15 protein-coding genes are annotated in these 18,046 nt (G+C 68.0%); 3 read left to right on the forward strand and 12 right to left on the reverse strand.

Going from position 1 to position 18,046, the window contains the following annotated elements; genetic code table 11:
- From lipA to uraH, 8 genes are all read right to left on the reverse strand, one after another.
- Positions 1-960: a lipoyl synthase gene (gene lipA, locus O9344_RS15575; RefSeq protein WP_298479223.1), complete on the reverse strand. Its 960-nt coding sequence runs from the start codon at positions 958-960 to the stop codon at positions 1-3.
- Between the two features lie 49 nt (positions 961-1,009).
- Positions 1,010-1,660, reverse strand: a complete 651-nt coding sequence (locus O9344_RS15580) for a hypothetical protein (RefSeq protein ID WP_298479227.1) — start codon at positions 1,658-1,660, stop codon at positions 1,010-1,012.
- A 106-nt stretch (positions 1,661-1,766) separates the two neighbouring features.
- Positions 1,767-3,038, reverse strand: a complete 1,272-nt coding sequence (locus tag O9344_RS15585; RefSeq protein WP_298479230.1) for an allantoate amidohydrolase — start codon at positions 3,036-3,038, stop codon at positions 1,767-1,769.
- On the reverse strand, positions 3,035-4,225 hold the full coding sequence (locus O9344_RS15590) for a urate hydroxylase PuuD (protein WP_298479233.1): 1,191 nt from the start codon (positions 4,223-4,225) through the stop codon (positions 3,035-3,037). The genes O9344_RS15585 and O9344_RS15590 overlap by 4 nt, the downstream gene beginning before the upstream one ends.
- 18 nt (positions 4,226-4,243) lie before the next feature.
- The gene (xdhC, locus tag O9344_RS15595; protein ID WP_298479236.1) at positions 4,244-5,200 is read right to left on the reverse strand and encodes a xanthine dehydrogenase accessory protein XdhC; all 957 of its coding nucleotides are present in this window, start codon (positions 5,198-5,200) and stop codon (positions 4,244-4,246) included.
- Between the two features lie 2 nt (positions 5,201-5,202).
- Positions 5,203-7,515, reverse strand: a complete 2,313-nt coding sequence (gene xdhB, locus O9344_RS15600) for a xanthine dehydrogenase molybdopterin binding subunit (RefSeq protein WP_298479238.1) — start codon at positions 7,513-7,515, stop codon at positions 5,203-5,205.
- A complete protein-coding gene (gene xdhA, locus O9344_RS15605) occupies positions 7,505-8,977 on the reverse strand; it encodes a xanthine dehydrogenase small subunit (protein WP_298479241.1) in 1,473 nt (490 codons plus the stop codon). The genes xdhB and xdhA overlap by 11 nt, the downstream gene beginning before the upstream one ends.
- The gene (gene uraH / locus O9344_RS15610; protein ID WP_298479244.1) at positions 8,974-9,330 is read right to left on the reverse strand and encodes a hydroxyisourate hydrolase; all 357 of its coding nucleotides are present in this window, start codon (positions 9,328-9,330) and stop codon (positions 8,974-8,976) included. The genes xdhA and uraH overlap by 4 nt, the downstream gene beginning before the upstream one ends.
- A 151-nt stretch (positions 9,331-9,481) precedes the next feature.
- On the opposite strand from uraH, the gene O9344_RS15615 reads away from it, so the two are divergent.
- Positions 9,482-11,191 (forward strand): SulP family inorganic anion transporter, encoded by a 1,710-nt coding sequence (locus O9344_RS15615; protein WP_298479247.1) that lies wholly within the window; start codon positions 9,482-9,484, stop codon positions 11,189-11,191.
- A gap of 62 nt (positions 11,192-11,253) precedes the next feature.
- Complete coding sequence (locus O9344_RS15620) at positions 11,254-12,486, forward strand: UbiH/UbiF family hydroxylase (RefSeq protein WP_298479250.1); 1,233 nt, start codon at positions 11,254-11,256, stop codon at positions 12,484-12,486.
- Here the strand turns inward: O9344_RS15620 and O9344_RS15625 are convergent.
- The 4 genes from O9344_RS15625 to O9344_RS15640 form a co-directional block, all read right to left on the reverse strand.
- Positions 12,483-13,478, reverse strand: coding sequence for an AEC family transporter (locus tag O9344_RS15625; RefSeq protein ID WP_298479253.1), 996 nt, complete (start codon positions 13,476-13,478; stop codon positions 12,483-12,485). The genes O9344_RS15620 and O9344_RS15625 overlap by 4 nt on opposite strands.
- Positions 13,479-13,552: 74 nt before the next feature.
- Positions 13,553-13,888, reverse strand: a complete 336-nt coding sequence (hspQ, locus tag O9344_RS15630; RefSeq protein ID WP_298479256.1) for a heat shock protein HspQ — start codon at positions 13,886-13,888, stop codon at positions 13,553-13,555.
- A 102-nt stretch (positions 13,889-13,990) separates the two neighbouring features.
- Positions 13,991-15,031, reverse strand: coding sequence for a CoA ester lyase (locus O9344_RS15635; protein WP_298479260.1), 1,041 nt, complete (start codon positions 15,029-15,031; stop codon positions 13,991-13,993).
- Between the two features lie 133 nt (positions 15,032-15,164).
- Positions 15,165-15,983 carry an invasion associated locus B family protein gene (locus O9344_RS15640; RefSeq protein ID WP_298479263.1) on the reverse strand — a complete coding sequence of 273 codons (819 nt, stop codon included), beginning with the start codon at positions 15,981-15,983 and terminating at the stop codon, positions 15,165-15,167.
- A 208-nt stretch (positions 15,984-16,191) separates the two neighbouring features.
- On the opposite strand from O9344_RS15640, the gene O9344_RS15645 reads away from it, so the two are divergent.
- Positions 16,192-18,015: an extracellular solute-binding protein gene (locus O9344_RS15645; protein ID WP_298479266.1), complete on the forward strand. Its 1,824-nt coding sequence runs from the start codon at positions 16,192-16,194 to the stop codon at positions 18,013-18,015.
- The last annotated feature ends 31 nt before the right edge of the window (positions 18,016-18,046 follow it).

Here is an 18,046-nt window from a genome sequence, read left to right on the forward strand (position 1 = left end):
TCAGTGGCCGAGGCGGGCGAGGCGCGCCGCCTTCAGCTTGGCGAAGTCATCGCCAGCATGGTGTGAGGAACGCGACAGTGGGCTCGACGAGACCAGCAGGAAGCCCTTGGCCATGGCGATCGTCTCATAACCCTTGAACTCGTCGGGCGTGACAAAGCGCACGACCTCGTGGTGCTTGCGGGTCGGCTGGAGGTACTGGCCGATCGTCATGAAGTCGACCTCGGCCGAGCGCAGGTCGTCCATCAGCTGCAGGACCTCGTTCCGCTCCTCGCCGAGGCCGACCATGATGCCGGATTTGGTGAAGATGGTGGGATCGAGCTCCTTCACCCGCTGCAAAAGCCGGATGGAGTGGAAGTAGCGCGCACCGGGCCGGACCTTCAGGTACTTCGACGGCACGGTCTCGAGATTGTGGTTGAACACGTCGGGGCGCGCGGCGACGACGATCTCGAGGGCGCCCTCCTTGCGCAGGAAATCAGGGGTCAGCACCTCGATCGTCGTCTTCGGCGAGCGGCGGCGGATGGCATTGATGACGTCGGCGAAATGCTGCGCGCCGCCATCGGCAAGGTCGTCACGGTCGACCGAGGTGATGACCACATGCTCGAGGCCGAGCTTCTCCACGGCGATCGCGGTGTGTTCGGGCTCGTTCGGGTCGAGCGCGCCGGGCATGCCGGTTTTGACGTTGCAGAAGGAGCAGGCCCGCGTGCAGGTGTCGCCCATGATCATGAAGGTGGCGTGCTTCTTCTCCCAGCACTCACCGATATTCGGGCAGCCTGCCTCCTCGCAGACCGTGACGAGCCCGTTTTCCTTCACGATCTTGTGGGTCTCGGCCCATTTCGGCGAGCCCGGCGCCTTGACGCGGATCCATTCCGGTTTGCGCTGGATCGGCTGGTCGGGCCGATGCGCCTTTTCCGGATGCCGCGGGCGGTTGTCGCGCTTCAGCGTGTCGATGAGTGTCGCCATGCCCCTCATTAGGCAAGCCCGGGCCCGGATAGCAAGAGGATGGCGCGTCTCAGGCCGTGGCGGGCAGCAGCCAGATCCCCCAGCGATCCTCGACCTTCCGGCCGCCGGCGGCGACCACGAGCTCGCCAATGGCGTCCTTCTGCCGGGAGCCGAAATGCTGGAAGATGACCGCCTTGCGGGCGTGGCGGCGCAGGGCGGCGATGAAGCCGAGCTTGCGCGAGCGAAAGATCCAGGACTGGCTCCACGCGTGGTTGGCGAGGGGGCCGACATAGTAGAGGCACTCGCAGACGAGCAGCACGTCTGGCCTGGGAATCGGTAGGCCAATGGCGGGATCGTCGTACAGGCGCGTCAGGTCGAAGGCCGCGAACGATCCCGACAGCGCGCCCCGCGCCCTGTCGAGCGCGACCTCGGACAGGTCGCATCCCGAGAGGTTGGCCACGCCGAGGCGGTCCGCCACGCGGCCCAGTGCATAGCCTTCATAGACGCTGACGTCGCCGAGGCTGGCGCAGTCTCCGACCTCGCGGCGGATGACTTCGGCGATGGCATCCATGCGCTCATCGCCATAGTCCCGCATGTGGTAGAAGTCCGGGTATGCCGCGAACAGCCGGTCGAGGACACAGGCGCGCGGACGTCCAAGAAGGGTCGCGACGGCATAATCGACACGCGCCCGCGCGCCCCGCCAGGCTGAAACCGCCGCCATATGCCCCGCCGCCCTTGCCGCCCTTCTCAGGCGGTATTTCGGTCGAGGGCGATATCGACGGCGATGTCGGATGGAAACGCGTCACGCTGACGCAGCGTCAGGCGGGTCAGGGGCGCGCCGGTGGCCGGAACCCCTCGATGAAGCGGATGAGTGTCGCGACGGCTGCGCCCATGTCAGGCACGGTCGCGGATTCCAGTGGATTGTGGCTGATCCCGCGCTCGCACCGCACGAAAAGCATGGCGAAGTCGGTCATTCCCACCATGGCCTGCCCGTCATGGCCGGCGCCCGAGACGAGGCGCGGTGGGCTGAAACCAAGGCTCGCCGCACCGGCTGCGAGCTGGTCCTGTAGCCAGGGCGCGCAGGCCGCCGTCGGGCAGTCGTGATATGTCTCGAAGGCGACGGCACAGCCCCGCGCGCCGGCAAGCGCCTCGGCCTTGCGCAGGAACTGGTCGAGCGCCTTGTGGCGCGGCGCATCGGCGGCGGCGCGCAGGTCGAGGACGAACTCGACACGGTCGGGGATGACGTTGATCGCGCCCGGCTTCACCGCGATCTGGCCGACGGTCGCGACCATGGAGGCCTCGGGGTGGGCCTTCGCGATGGCCTCGGCCGCCAGCATCATCTCCGACGCGGCGAGCAGGGCGTCCTGCCGCAGCCCCATCGGCACAGTGCCGGCATGGCCCGCCATTCCGGTGATGGTGACGCGGGTGCGGAACTGACCGGCGATGGAGGTCACGACCCCCAGCGGCACATCGGCATGTTCGAGCACCGGTCCCTGTTCGATATGCACCTCGACATAGGCGAGCGCCTCGTCGCGGCTGATCGCTGCAGCCGGAATCCCGGCCGTGTCGAGGCCATAGGCCTGCATGGCATCGCGCAGGCTGACGCCGTCGCGATCCTTGCCCTCGAGCCAAGAGGGCTCGAACTGGCCGGCAACCGCGGCCGAGGAGGAGAGGACAGTGGGAAAGCGCACGCCCTCCTCGTCGCCGAATGCCAGCACGTCAATGGCGAAGGGCATTTGCCGACCGAGGTCGCGGAAGTGCTCCACAGCGAGGATCCCGCAGACGACGCCAAGCATGCCGTCATACTTGCCGGCATTGATCACCGTGTCGATATGCGAGCCGATAAGCAGCCGCGGCACGGCATTCGCGCCCGCCTCCTCTCCCGCCATGGCGTAATGGCCGCGCACCGTGCCGAGCGCATCCTCGGCGGTCGCCATGCCGGCTTCGGCCATCCACTGCGCGACCAGATGGGCGGCGCGCTTGTGCTCGGGCGTCAGGAAGCGCCGCGTGAGGCGATCCGGCTCCTCGGAGATGGCGGCGAGTTCGTCCAGCATGGCCTCGGCACGTCGGCCGAGACGGTCAATGTCGAGGGATGTCATCGAAGGGCTGCGAGATAGGCGCCGAGAGCGGCGCGGTCCTGGTCGGTCATGTTGGTGCTGTTGCCGAGCGGCATGGCCTTCGACTGCACGGACTGCTGCACCACCCCGGCGGCGAAGCGCTTTAGGTCGGCGGCCGTCTCCAGCACCACGTTCTTCGGCGGCTCCTTGAAGCTCTCATGCGTCGGACGGCGCGCATGACAGGCGACACAGTGGGTCGAGACGATCTGCAGCGCCTGCGTCTCCGTCACCCGGCCGGCCGCCGCGAGGTCGAGCTGGGGCCGCTGCGAGGTCACGAAAATGGCGAGCAGCAGCGACACCGCCGCCACCGGCACGGCCCAGCCATAGCTCTGCCGGGGATCATGCGCCTCGTGACGGTTCAGCGTGTGCTGCACCAGTGCTCCGGTGACGAGGATGAAGGCGACGACCAGCCAGGAATGAGGATGGGCGTAGAGCATCGGATAATGGTTCGAGACCATCATCAAGAGGACCGGCAGGGTCAGGTAGTTGTTATGGGTCGAGCGGGTCTTGCCGATCTTGCCGTATTTCGGATCGGGCTTGCGGCCCGCGATGAGGTCGGCGACGACGATCCGCTGGTTCGGGATGATCACCAGGAAGACGTTGGCCGCCATGATCGTGCCGACGAAGACACCGACATGGATGAAGGCGCCGCGGCCAGAGAAAACCTGCGAGAACGCCCAGGCGGCCCCCACCACCATCACGAAGACGATCAGCGCCAGTACCGGCGGATGGTTCGCCAGCGGCGACTTGCAGAGCGTGTCGTAGAGCAGCCAGCCGATGACAATGGAGGCGAGGGACAGGCCGATGGCCTGGGCGGGCGAGATATCGGCGACCGCCGGGTCGATAAGGAAGCCGCGGGCGTTGAGATAGTACTGGGCCACGAGCAGCACGAAGCCGGAGACCCAGGTCAGATAGGCGGCCCAGCGGTGCCAGAGCAGATCCGGCGGCAGGTTGTCGGGCGCCACGAGATATTTCTGCACGTGGTAGAAGCCGCCGCCATGGACCTCCCAGGCGACGCCATCGGCGCCCGCCGCACCCGGCGCTTTCTGCTTCAGGCTGTAGTCCAGCGACATGAAGTAGAAGCTGGTGCCGATCCAGGTGATCCCGGCGGTGATGTGGAACCAGCGCGAGAGCAGGTTGAACCAGTCAGTGGCGAGGGCGAGATCCATGGGTCTCCGGTGGCGGTCCTAGGCGCTGGTCCGCCGGGCGGCGGTCTTGCTGTTGATGGAGCGGGCTTGCGCCAAGATCAAGCATTCCGCAGCAACGGAGGCCGCTATCACCGCAGGCTCCTTGCCGGCAAGGCCGGCGATGCCGATCGGGCACCGCAGCGAGCGCTGCGCCTCGGCGGCCAGCCCCATATCCGCCAAGCGGCTCATGAAACGGGCGCGCTTCGTCGCCGAACCGATGAGCCCGACATGGGGGAACCGTTCCGACCGCAGCGCCGCCGCGACCAGCGCCAGATCGAGCGCGTGGCTGTGGGTCATGACGAGGACCTGCGCCCCGTCGGGAAGGGCGCCGAGCGCCTCCTCCGAGGGGCCTGACAGGCAGGTCACCACGCCGGCGATCACCGCCGGAAACGCGCCGGGCCGCTCGTCGTGCCAGACGACGCTGAGCGGCAGCGGAGCCAGTGCCAGGACCAGCGCCTTCCCGACATGGCCGGCGCCAAACAGGCCGATCACCGGCAGCCGATCGCCGAAAGTCTCGGTGAGACCACCGCGTGGCGCGTCCTGTCCGTCGGGGAGGATCGTCCGGGCGAAACGGGCCTCACCGATCACCGTGGCCGTTCGAAAAGGTCCCCGCCGCTCGGCAGCAGCGAGAGGCGCGACATCCGCCGCGTTGGCCGCTGTGTAGAGCTCGAAACCGAGCGTCACTTGGCCGCCGCAGCACTGGCCGAGATTGGGGCCGAGCGCCTCGTCGCGGGTCGCCGCCATCCGCTCCCGCCGCGCCAGCATGCGCTGCGCCTCGGCCAGCGCCTGCCATTCCAGCGTGCCGCCGCCGATCGTTCCGTGGAAGCGCCCATCGGGCCGGACGAGCATCCGCGCCCCCGCCTCGCGCGGCACCGATCCGCGCGTCGACAGCACGGTGACGAGGACGCAGGCGCCCTCCTCCGCCACCAGGCTCTCGATGCGCGGCCAGACGTCCATGGTCAGCGCCCCCTCACCTGCGCCATGCAGGCCTTGAGGATCGCCTCGGGCGTCGCCGGCGCATCGAGCGCCACGGCGCGACCCGGCGCCAGAGCGTGGACGGCATCTGCAATGGCGCAGAACGCCGAATTGGCAAGCATCAGCGGCGGTTCGCCGATGGCCTTGGAGCGGTGGACCGTCTCCTCCCGGTTGGGATTGTCGAAGAAGGCGACGCGGAAATCCGCCGGCACATCGCGCGCGGTGGGGATCTTGTAGGTCGAGGGCGCGTGGGTGCGCAGCCGGCCCTTCGCGTCGAAGACCAGTTCTTCCATGGTGAGCCAGCCCATGCCCTGGACGAAGCCGCCTTCGATCTGGCCGATATCGATGGCCGGGTTCAGCGACCGGCCTGCATCATGAAGGATATCGACCCGGTCGAGGGTGAACTCGCCGGTGAGCGTGTCGATCGTCACCTCCGAGCATGAGGCACCATAGGCGAAATAGAAGAACGGCCGGCCGGTGGCCTTGGGCCGGTCCCAGGTGATCTTAGGCGTCGCATAGAAGCCGGCGGCGGAGAGATGAGTGCGGGCCAGATAGGCCTTTTTCACCACCTCCGGGAAGGACAGGCTCCTGTCGCCTGACCAGACCCGGTCATCGCGGAAGACGATGCTTGCCACGGGCACCTGCCAGTCGCGGGCGATGAACTCGGCAAGCCGCTCGCGGATCTCCTGCGCCGCCTTCTTCGCCGCCATGCCGTTCATGTCGGTGCCCGAAGAGGCCGCCGTCGGCGAGGTGTTCGGCACCTTGCCGGTATGGGTGGCGGTGATGCGGACGCGGTCGAGGTCGATACCGAATTCGTCAGCGACGATCTGCGCCACCTTGACGAAAAGCCCCTGCCCCATCTCCGTCCCGCCGTGGTTCAGGTGCACGGAGCCGTCCTGATAAACATGGACCAGTGCGCCGGCCTGGTTAAGGAAGGTGGTGGTGAAGGAGATGCCGAACTTCACCGGGGTGAGGGACAGGCCCTTCTTCAGGATGCGCGAACCGGCGTTTAAGGCGGCAAGGGCCTGCCGGCGCGCGCGATAATCGCTCGACGTCTCGAGCTGGCGCATCAGCGCCTCCGCGACATTGTCCTCGACGGTCATGCCGTAGGGCGTGATGTTCCGGTCGCTCGTGCCGTAGAGATTGGCGTAGCGGATATCGAGCGGGTCGCGGCCGGTCGCCCAGGCGATCTCGTCCATCAGCCGTTCGGCGAAGACCATGCCCTGCGGCCCGCCGAAGCCGCGGAACGCTGTGTTGGAGACCGTGTGGGTCTTCAGCCGTCGCGAGGCAATGTGCACCTGCGGATAGAAATAGGCATTGTCGGCATGGAACATCGTCCGGTCGTTGATGGACGAGGACAGGTCGTGGCTGTAGCCACAGCGGCCGGCAAAGGCGACGTCCACCGCCTCGATCCGCCCCTCGCCATCATGGGCGGCGCGGTAGGTGACGAGGAAGTCGTGGCGCTTGCCGGTCATGGCGAAATCGTCGTCGCGATCGAGCCGCACCTTCGCCGGCCGGCCGGTCACCTGGGCCGCGAGCGCGGCCATGGCGGCCCAGTGGCTCGCCTGGCTCTCCTTGCCACCGAAGCCGCCACCCATGCGCCGGACCACCACCTCGACCGCCGCGTCGGCCAGGCCGAGGACGCGGGCGACGACATGCTGCACCTCGCTCGGATGCTGGGTCGACGAATGGACGGTGAACGTGCCGTCCTCGCCGGGCACGGCGAGAGCTGCTTGCCCCTCGAGGTAGAAATGCTCCTGGCCGCCGATGCGGAGGCTGCCGGCGACTGGCACGTGCGCTGATGCGATCAAGGCCTCCGGCTCGCCGCGGCGGAAGGCGTATGGGGGCATGATGTCGGCATCGGCCTTGAGGGCGTCGGCAACATCCACCAGCGGTGTCTCCTCGGCCGTCTCGATGATTGCGAGCCGCGCCGCCCGCCGCGCTACATCCCGCGTCTCGGCCACTACCGCGAAGACCGGCTGGCCATGGAATTCGACCGTGGTCGCCGCAAAAAGCGGATCGTCGCCGGCGACCGGGCTGACGTCGTTCTTGGCCGGGATATCGGCCGCGGTCAGGACCGCGACGACGCCCGGAGCGGAGCGAACGGCCGTCAGATCCAGCCGCGTGATCCTGCCATGGGCCACGGGAGCGCCGCCGGGGACGACATGGACGGTGCCATCGGGCTCCAGGATGTCGTCGATATAGGGCGCATTGCCCTGCACGTGCCGGTCGGCCGCGTCGTGGCGGATCGGCTTGCGGACATGGCGCAGGGTCTCGGTCTCGGGGTCAGGCCGCATGGGCGCCTCCCCTCAACGGCTGGATGCGGGTCGAGCTCCGCTCACCCGCGGCGATTTCGGCAAGCGCCTTGCGGATGAGGTTGCCGGCGACGGTGAGTCGGTAGGCGGCCGAGGCGCGGTGATCGTCGAGCGGCGTGAAGTCCTCTGCCAGCCGCGCCACCACGGACGTGATCGCCTCCTCATCGGTGACGGCGAGGCCGGCCAGCGCCGCCTCCACCGTTGTGGCCCGCTTGGGGATTCCCGCCATGCCGCCGAAGGCGATGCGCATGCGAGCGATGCGGCCAGCCTCCAGCGTCACCGCCAGCGCCATCATGACGGAGGAAATGTCCTGGTCGAACCGCTTGGCGATCTTGAAGACGCGCAGATCTGTCGCGGCGGCCGGTTTCGGCACGATGATCCGCGTCAGAACATCGCCCGGCGCCCGGTCCTGCCGGCCATAGGCGAGGAAGAACTTTTCGATCGGCACCTGCCGGACATCCGCGCCCTTTCGGAGTTCGACCGTCGCGCCAAGCGCGATGAGGAGCGGCGGTGTGTCGCCAATGGGCGAGCCGTTCGCCACGTTTCCGCCGATCGTGCCGGCGGCGCGCACCTGGGCCGAGCCAAGACGCTCCAGCAGCAGGGCGACATCGGGGTCGAAGGCCGACAGCGCCTCGTTCGCTTCGGCATAGGTCACCGCAGCGCCGATCGACAGCATCGCGCCATCATCGGTCATCCGCCGCAGTTCGGCGACGCGGCCGGTATGGACGATCTTCGGCAGCGTCCTGAGCTGCTTGGTGATCCACAGGCCGACATCCGTGCCGCCGCCGAGCAGCGTCGCGTCGGGATGGGCCTCCATGAGCGCGCAGAGCGCGTCGAGGCTGGCCGGCGCAGCGAAGAAACCGTCCCCGTCGCTGACAAGCAGATCCGCATCGTCCTGCAGTGCCTGCAGCTTCGAAAAGGTCTCCGCAGCCCGTGCCGTGAATCGGTCGTCGGGCGTCGCGGCGGCGGCCAGAGCCGCATCGACGATCGGTCGATAGCCCGTGCAGCGGCAGAGATTGCCGGAAATGCGCGACAGCACGGCCTCGCGGTCCGCTCCGCCCCCCTCCTGGTGGAGCGTGAACAGGCTCATGACGAAGCCCGGCGTGCAGAAGCCGCATTGCGAGCCGTGATGGTCCACCAATGCCTGCTGGACCGGGTGGAGACGGCCGCCGACGGCGAGATCCTCCACCGTCACGAGCTCGGCGCCGTCGAGCTGACCGACGAGCAGGATGCAGGCATTGGCGGGCTCATAGACGAGCCGCCCGTCCTTCACCCGGCCAAGGGCCACGGTGCAGGCACCGCAATCGCCTTCGCCGCAGCCCTCCTTGGTGCCGGTGAGTCGCTTGTCGAGCCTCAGCCAGTCGAGGACCGTGGTCATGGGCGGGAGGGTGGTGATCTCCACCACCGCGCCGCGGTGGAGGAAGCGGAGCGGGCGCGTCGTCATGAGCCGCGATAGGTCGTGTAGCCGTAGGGCGAGAGCAGCAGCGGGATATGGTAGTGCTGGTCGAGGGCCGAGACGTTGAAGCGCAGCGTCACCACGTCAAGGAAGGGCGGATCGGTCAGGGCAAAGCCCTGCGCCCGGTGATAGGCGGCAACGTCATATTCAAGGCTGTAGGGGCCCGGACGGATGGTGGCGGGGGTCAGCAGCGGCACCGGCGCGCGCCCGTCCGCATTGGTCTCGCCCTCGGCCATCAGGCGACGCGCCTCGCCGTCGATGGCGTACAGCCGGTAACGGATGCCCGCGGCAGGCCGGCCGGCCGCCGTGTCGAGCACATGGGTGGACAGGTGTCCGGGCATGGAAACTCCTCTCGTCCCGCTATTTTCAGCATGAAGAGCGCCGCTTTGCACCGCAAAAAAATACCTGATGTGCAGGCGCGCACCGTATTTTTCCGGACGCTGTGTCGCAGCCCCGGCCCCTAGCATCGACCCGCCCCCGCCGAGTCGTGCCATGACCAGCCTCACGCAGCCTCAGGCCTCCTTTGCAGACCTGTTCACGCCGAAACTCGTGACGGTTCTCAAGGAGGGCTACGGGCCGAAGGATCTGCGCACCGATGCCATCGCCGGCCTCACCGTCGCCATCGTCGCCCTGCCACTCTCCATGGCCATCGCCATCGCCTCGGGCGCAACGCCGGACAAGGGGCTCGTCACCGCCATCATCGGCGGCTTCCTCATCTCAGCGCTGGGCGGCTCGCGGTTCCAGATCGGCGGCCCGGCCGGTGCCTTTATTCCGCTCGTCGCCTCGACGATCGCCATCCACGGCTATGATGGGCTGGTGATTGCCACCTTCATGGCCGGCATGATGCTGGTCGCCGTCGGTTTCCTGAGGCTAGGCACCTACATCAAGTACATCCCCTATCCCGTCACGGTCGGCTTCACAGCCGGCATCGCCGTCATCATCGGCGTCAGCCAGATCCGCGACCTTCTCGGCCTCCGGCTCGGTGGCCCGGAGCCCGCGGAAATGCTCCACAAGCTCCCCGTTCTCTGGCAGGCCCTGCCAAGCCTCAACCCGGCGGCCGTGGCCCTTGCCGGGTTTTCCATCGCCGCCCTCGTGGCGCTGAAGCGCTGGCGGCCGACCCTGCCCGGCATGCTCATCGTCGTGGTGGCGGGCTCGGGCGCCGCCCTGCTCCTCAGCCTGCCGGTCGAGACGATCGGTTCGCGCTTCGGCGCCCTGCCCTCCGGCATTGGCTACCAGGGCCTGCCCGGCCTGTCGCTCACCCGCATCCGCGAACTCATCGTGCCGGCCGTCGCCATTGCCATGCTCGGCGGCATCGAATCGCTGCTCTCCGCCGTGGTGGCCGACGGCATGACCGGCCGCCGCCATCGCTCGAATTGCGAGCTCGTCGCCCAAGGGGTCGCCAACATGGCCTCGGCGCTGTGTGGTGGCATTCCCGTCACCGGCACGATCGCCCGGACCGCCACCAATGTCCGCGCCGGTGCGCGCGGACCGGTGGCCGGCATTCTCCACTCCCTGTTCCTGCTGGCCTTCCTCTCGGTGGCGGGAGGCCTCATGGCCTATGTGCCGCTCGCCGTCCTCGCCGCGGTCCTCGCCATCGTCGCGTGGAACATGGCGGAGAAGCGGGAATTTGCATCGCTGCTGCGCGCCTCGCCCGGCGACGCGCTGGTGCTGCTGGCCGCCTTCCTGCTCACGGTCTTCGTCGACCTGACCGCCGGCATCGGCGTCGGCATCGTGCTGGGATCGCTGCTCTTCATGCACCGCATGGCCGAGGCGATGGCGGTTGAGAGCAAGGTGCGCCTGCTCGACGAGGACATCCCCGACCGCGATGCGCCGACACCCGCCGACGCTGGCCGGGGGCGAGATCGCCGCATCGTCACCTATCGGCTCAGCGGCGCCTTTTTCTTCGGTGCGGCGGCCACGGTGGCGTCTGTCTTCGACCGCATCGGCCAGCCTCCCGACGTCTTCATTCTCGACGTCACGGACGTGCCCTTCCTCGACACGACTGGCGCCTACACGCTGGAGACCTTCGTTCACAAGCTGGAGCGTGCGGGAACCCATGTCGTGATCGCCGGTGCCCGTGACAGCGTGGCGAATGCACTCGCCCATTTCGACCTGAAAGAACCGCGGCTCACTCTCGCACGTAATCTCGACATGGCCACCGCGGCGGCCGAGGCGCGCCTCGCCTTCTCAGGCAAGCCCTGACGCCCGGGATGCGAAGGCGCCGGGTGCCATGCTAGGACGGACCCGCGACGGAACGAAAGCCGATGACCGAGACCGAGAGCCACGACGCCGACACCACCAGAGCCGACGTGATCGTCGTCGGTGCCGGTCCCGCCGGGCTTTTTGCGGCGCTCGCCCTTCACCACGAGGGCTTCCGCCCGCTGGTCGTCGGGCCGGTGCCGGATGGCCGGCGCGACCACCGCACCTCGGCCCTGCTCGACGGCTCGGTCCTCGCCCTGAAGCGTCTCGGCGTTTGGCCGAACCTCGCCGACAAGGCCGCCCCGTTGCGCGTGATGCGGCTCGTCGATGCCACGGGCAGCCTGCTGCGTGCGCCGATCTTCGAGGGCCGTGCCGGCGAGATCGGGCTCGAGGCCTTCGGCTTCAACATTGCCAATGACGACATCACCGCCGCACTTCTCGCCGTCGTACGCGAGCGCGGCATTCCCATCATTGCCGAGCCCGTCACGGCGGTGACGGTCGACGGTTCCGCCACCGTGACCACTGCCTCCGGTCGCATCTTCTCGGCCCCGTTGGTCGCCGGCGCCGATGGCCGACAGTCGCTCGTCCGCCAGAGCGCCGGTATCGAGGTGGTTGCCGCGCGCTATCCGCAGACGGCGGTCACCGCGACCTTCCGCCACTCGCGGCCCCATGACGACGTCTCGACCGAGTTCCACACGCCGACGGGTCCCTTCACGCTGGTGCCCCTGCCGGGCGACCGGTCGAGCCTCGTCTGCGTCGTCACCCCGCGCGAGGCGGATCATCTGCTCGCCCTCGATGATGCCGCCTTCGCCCGCGAGATCGAGCGGCGCTCGCAGGCGATCCTCGGCAAGGTGACGCTGGAGCCCGGGCGCGGCCGCTACGACCTCTCCAGCATGACGCCGAAGAGCTTCGGGGTGCCGCATGCCGCCCTTATCGGCGAAGCCGCCCATGTCGTGCCACCGATCGGCGCGCAGGGTCTGAACCTCGGCCTGCGCGATGGCGCAGCACTCGCCGAATGCCTCGCCGCGGCCCGGCTGCGCGGTGAACCCATGGGCAGCGCCAGCGCCATGGCGGACTATGACCGGGCGCGACGCGCCGACATCGTCGTCCGGACGCTCGCCATCGACGTGCTGAACCGGTCGCTCCTGTCCTCGCTCATGCCGGTCCATGTCGCCCGCGGCGCCGGTCTCTGGGCCCTCGACCGCATCGGACCGCTGCGGCGCGCCTTCATGCGCGAGGGCCTGCAACCGCAAGGCTCGCCCCGCCTCATGCGGGCCGATGACCGCGACGCGGCCTAAGGGCCGAAGAGGTTGATCGGCAACAGACCGTTCTTCACGAGGTAGAGCACGCTGGTCAGCGTGCCGACCGAGACGAGCGTGCCGAGCAGCACGGCGTTCGACGCCTGCTCGACAGAGGTGTCGTACTGCCTGGCGATGATGAAGACATTGAGGGCGGGCGGCAGGCAGGCCATCAGCGCCGCGGCATAGACCCAGGACGGCTCAAAAGTGCCGAGGAATGACAGGATCACCACGGCCAGCACCGGGTGGATGATCAGTTTCAGAGCGAGGACCGGCGAGATCGCCGCCGCCACCCGGCCGAGTGCGCGAAAACTCTCCATCCGCAGGGCAACCGTCACACCGAGCGTGAACAGCGCCACCGGCGCTGCGGCGTTCTGCAGGAAGCCAAGAAAGCGGTCGAGCATTTCCGGCGGCTTGAACTCCAGAAAGGCGGCGATGACGCCCGCGACCGTCGCCAGAATGAAGGGGTGGGTGATGATCTTCACCACGACCTCGCCGATCACCGCGAGGACCGACCGCCGTTCCGTGCCGCCGAGCGCCATCAGCATCGGCACCAGCGAGAACAACAGAATGTTGTCGAAGCAGAAGATCAGCGCGACCGGCGCCGCGGCATCGGCCCCGATGGTCGAGAAGGCGAGGCCCGGCCCCATATAGCCGATATTGCCATAGGCGGCCGCGACGCCGGCGACCGTCGCATGTCCGGTGTGCCCGCCGGAGCGCCAGGCCACATAGGCAAAGCCCAGCACGAATACCGTGAAGGTTGCGAATGTCGTGCCCACCACGAAGGGCACGTTGTTCAGTTTCTCCAGTGGCGTCTGGGCGAGGATGCGGAAGAACAGCGCCGGCAGGGCGATGTAGATCAGGAAGAAGTTCATCCAGCCGAGCCCGGCCTCAGGAATCGGCGTGCCTTTCCAGGCCTTGTAGCGCGCGGTGGCGAAACCGAGCGCGATCAGGCCGAAGAACGGCATGGCGAGATTGAGGACTTGCAGCATGAACGGGCCGGATGGCGGGACGAGCGACCGCTAAAGCCCGCGGCCGCGAAGGTCAACGCCGCTTGTGGCGCGGCTCAGTGCAGGCCGCTGCGCCGGACGCGGTAATTGCCCTCGCCATCCTTGTCGAAGACCTCGTCGACCTGCGGATGGCGGATCGGATCGCCGCTGGTGTCGGGCAACAGGTTCTGCTCCGACACATAGGCGATGTACTCCGTCACCTCGTTCTCGGCGAAGAGGTGGTAGAAGGGCTGGTCCTTGGCGGGCCGCATCTCCACGGGAATGGATTCATACCATTCGTCCGTGTTCGAGAAGGTCGGATCGACGTCGAAGATCACACCCCGGAACGGATGGATCCGGTGCCGGACGACCTGGCCGATCTTGAACTTGGCTTGCCGGGGCTTGTCGATCACGCCGGTGGGCATCCCTTCGTGCGGTTGGGGCGCGGGACAACAGCCGCAAGCGGAGGCCCTGTCAACGTCCTGTCACGAAGTCTTTACGGCGCAGGGTGCCGGTCAGATCGCATAGCGCGCGGCGTAGTCGGGATCCTTGGCCGCGACGATGCGGGCAAGATCGACGATGACCTTGGCCTGTTTCCAGGTCGCATCGTCCTGCATCTTGCCATCGATCATCACCGCGCCGGACCCGTCTGGCATGGCCGCGAGAATGCGGGCGGCGAAGGCCACCTCGTCCGGATCGGGCGAGAAAACCCGCTTGGCGATGTCGATCTGGCTCGGATGCAGCGTCCAAGCGCCGGCACAGCCCATGAGGAACGCATTGCGGAACTGGGTCTCGCAGGCGATGGGGTCGGAGAAGTCGCCGAAGGGGCCGTAGAAGGCCTTCAGGCCGTTGGCGGCACAGGCATCCACCATCTTGGCGATCGTGTAGTGCCAGAGGTCTTGCTGGTAGGCCGCGCGCGGCCCCTCCCCGCCCATGTCGGCCACCACCTTGTATTCGGGATGGCCGCCGCCGACGCGCGTCGTCTTCATCGCGCGCGAGGCCGCAAGATCCGCCGGCCCGAGGCTCATGCCATGCATGCGCGGCGAGGCGCTCGCGATGGCATCGACGTTCTTCACGCCCTCGGCCGTCTCCAGGATCGCGTGGATCAGGATGGGCTTGCCCACCCGGTGCCGCGCCTCAAGCTGGGCGAGCAGCTGGTCGAGATAGTGGATGTCCCAGGGCCCCTCGACCTTCGGCAGCATGATGACATCGAGCTTGTCGCCGATTGCCGCGACGATCTCGGTGAGATCATCGAGGATCCACGGCGAGTTCAGCGCGTTGACGCGCGTCCACACGCCCGTCGTGCCGAAATCCGTCGCCATCACCATCTCGATGAAGCCGGCCCGCGCCGCCTCCTTGGCGTCGAGCGGGATCGCGTCCTCGAGATTGCCGAGCACCACGTCGACGGTGCGGGCGAGGTCCGGCACTTTGGCCCGCACCTTTTCCAGATGCGGCGGGACGAAATGGATCATGCGCTCGAGCCGCACCGGCAGGTCGCGATAGGGCTCGGGAGCTCCAATGGCGAGCGGCTTGTAGATGTTGCGCGGCAGCTTCATGGGATCACTCCTGAACCGCCAGCGCTACAGGACCCGGTTGCACCGCACAATTCCGTGGAACGGCGGATGGCCTGGTTGAAAACAAAAAGGCGCGGGACCGGCCCGCGCCTTTGTCTTGGCTGAGAACGATTAATCAGCGCTGCGGCGGAGCCAGCGGCGCCATGCCGGCGGGAGCGCCGGGCATCGGGACACCGGCCGGTGCGCCACCCGGGGCACCGCCCTGCTGCCGCTGCTGCTGCTCCTGCAGGCGGCGCTGGGCTTCCTCGCCGCGACGCTGCAGCTCGGCGGCCAGGCGGCGCTGCTGCTCCTCGTAGGCCTTCGGGTCGACCGGGTCGCCATCATAGGAAGCCTGGAAACCCTGCAGCGACATGCCGAGCGAGATCGCCCGGTTGTTCATGTTCACCACCTGGATGCTCAGCTGGTTCGCGCGCTTCATGCGGGTGAGGAACTCCGGCTGCATCTCCATCTGGGCGAAGCAGGCATTGGGCAGGCAGACCTCGTAGCGCATCGCCTGCGGCTGGGGCTGGCCCTGGCCGCCCTCGAGCACGACGCGGATGCCCGGCTGCAGCGACATGCCGACCGGCACGGCGATGATCAGGCGCGGCTTTTCGCCCTCCAGGTCGCGGATCTGCACCGAGGCCAGCATCTGGCCGTTCTCGGCACGGGTCTCCTGAACAACCATGCAGAGCTTCTTGGTGGTCGGCGGGGTGCGCTCGTCGACGGGCACCTGATCGCAGAGCTTCACCCAGGGGGTCTGGACGGCCGCGAGGTTCTCAGCCGAATTGGCCGGGGGCTGGGCAGGCGCCTGGGCAGCGGGCGGCTGGGCGGGACGCTGCTGCTGCTGCGCCGGGCGCTGCTGCGGCTGCGGTTGCTGGGCGAAGGCCACCGCAGGCGCCATGAGCAGCGCGAGGCCTGCCCCGAGACGAACCGCGGACTTGGCGGAGAACGACATGAAAGGTCCTTTCGATCGTGTCCGGAGCGCGCGCCTGCAGCGGGTCGGACCTTGATGAGTCGGAGCGGTCGCGCTCTTTCGCCGTGGAACGTGGCGACATGGTGGCGCGAGCCTCGGAGGCGGTTGATAGCGGCTCGCCCTTGCGTTGAAAAGCCGGAATCACCATGGCCCGTGCTAGGCTGCCGCGCAGTCTTTGCAGACAGGACCCATGCTGCACCGCCTCCTCGCCCTCGCCGCCATCCTTCTGCTGCCCGCGACGGTCGCCGGCGCTGGCGACTTCGCGCGCCTGCCCATGCGCGAGGCCATTGCCATGCACGGCGAGCCGGCAGCCACCGCCGCCCTCGCCCATCGCCGTTACGTCAATCCAGATGCGCCGAAGGGTGGCCGCTTCGTCCTCGGCGTCCAGGGCACCTTCGACACGCTGAACCCCTTCGTTGTCCGCGGCCTGGCCGTGCCGGGCGCACGCTCCTATGTCTGGGAGACGCTGATGCAGCGTTCCTATGACGAGCCGTTCACGCTCTATCCGCAGGTCGCCGCCGGCCTCGAAGTGCCAGAGGACCGCTCCTGGGTGATCTTTCACGTCGATCGCCGCGCCCGCTTCTCCGACGGACGCCCCGTCACCGCCGAGGACGTGCGCTTCTCCTTCGACCTGTTGCGCGAGCGAGGACGACCGAACCACCGCACCTATTTCCGCAAGGTGGCGCGGGTAGACCTCATCGACAGCCATACGATCCGCTTCGACCTTGCCGGCGCTGGCGACCGCGAACTGCCGCTCATCCTCGGGCTCTTGCCGGTCCTGCCGCGGCATGCTGTCGATCCTGAAACCTTCGAGGAGACGACGCTGACGCCGCCGGTCGGCTCCGGCCCCTATACGATCACCGAGCTGCGCGCCGGCGAAAGCGTGACCTTCCGCCGCGACCCGACGTGGTGGGGCGCAGACCTCGCCATTAACCGCGGCCTGCACAATGTCGATGAGGTCCGCTTCGACTTCTACCGGGACGGCAACACCCTGTTCGAGGCCTTCAAGAAGGGCCTGGTCGATGTTCGCGTCGAGACCGACCCCGGCCGTTGGGCCTCCGGCTATGACTTTCCGGCGATGCGCGACGGCCGCGTTATCCGCGACACGATCCGACAGGGCACGCCGAAGGGCATCCGCGGCCTCGTCATGAACACCCGCAGGGCCGTGTTCGAGGATGTCAGAGTGCGCGAAGCGCTAGGCCTTCTCTTCGACTTCGAATGGACCGACCGGACCCTCTATGCCGACGGCTTCGAGCGCAGCCAGTCACTGTTCGAGGGCTCGGAGCTGTCAGCCCGCGCGCGGCCTGCCGATGCGGCGGAGCGGCGGCTCCTCGCCTCCGTCGGCGCCACTGTTCGCGCCGACTTGCTTGACGGAACATATGCTGTGCCGGTCTCGGACGGCACGGGCGCTGACCGGAACAGGCTGCGACAGGCGCTCGCCCTCCTCGGGCAAGCCGGCTACCGGCTCGATAGCGGCGTGCTGAAGGGCCGCGACGGCCAGCCGCTCGCCTTCGAGTTCCTGGTTGCCACCCGCGATCAGGAGCGCCTCGCCCTCACCTTCCAGCGCTTCGTGCAGCGCGCCGGCATCCGGATGAGCGTCCGCAATGTCGATGCGGTGCAATATGACCGCCGCCTGCGCGACTTTGACTTCGACATGGTCGACTACCGCTGGTGGAACACCTCGCTCTCGCCGGGCAACGAGCAGGCCTTCTATTGGGGGGTCAATGCTGCTTCGACCCCGGGCAGCCGCAACCTTCCGGGGATCACCGACCCGGCTGTCGAGCGGCTCGTCGCTGCCATTGTCGAGGCACGCAGCCGCGGCGACCTCGTCACCGCCGCCCGCGCCCTCGACCGGGTCGTCACCGGCGGCTTCTACTGGGTGCCGCTCTTCCATCAGCCGGCGCAGTGGATCGCCCGCTGGAACCATGTGGGGACGCCTGCCGAATCATCTCTTTTCGGCTATCTCGTAGAGACGTGGTGGCGTCGTGACGCCGGTGGGGCTGTCGGTCGGTGATACTCGGCAAGGGGCGAAAGGACGGAGCGGC

It is taken from the genome of Phreatobacter sp., assembly GCF_027532945.1.
GTDB lineage: Bacteria > Pseudomonadota > Alphaproteobacteria > Rhizobiales > Phreatobacteraceae > Phreatobacter.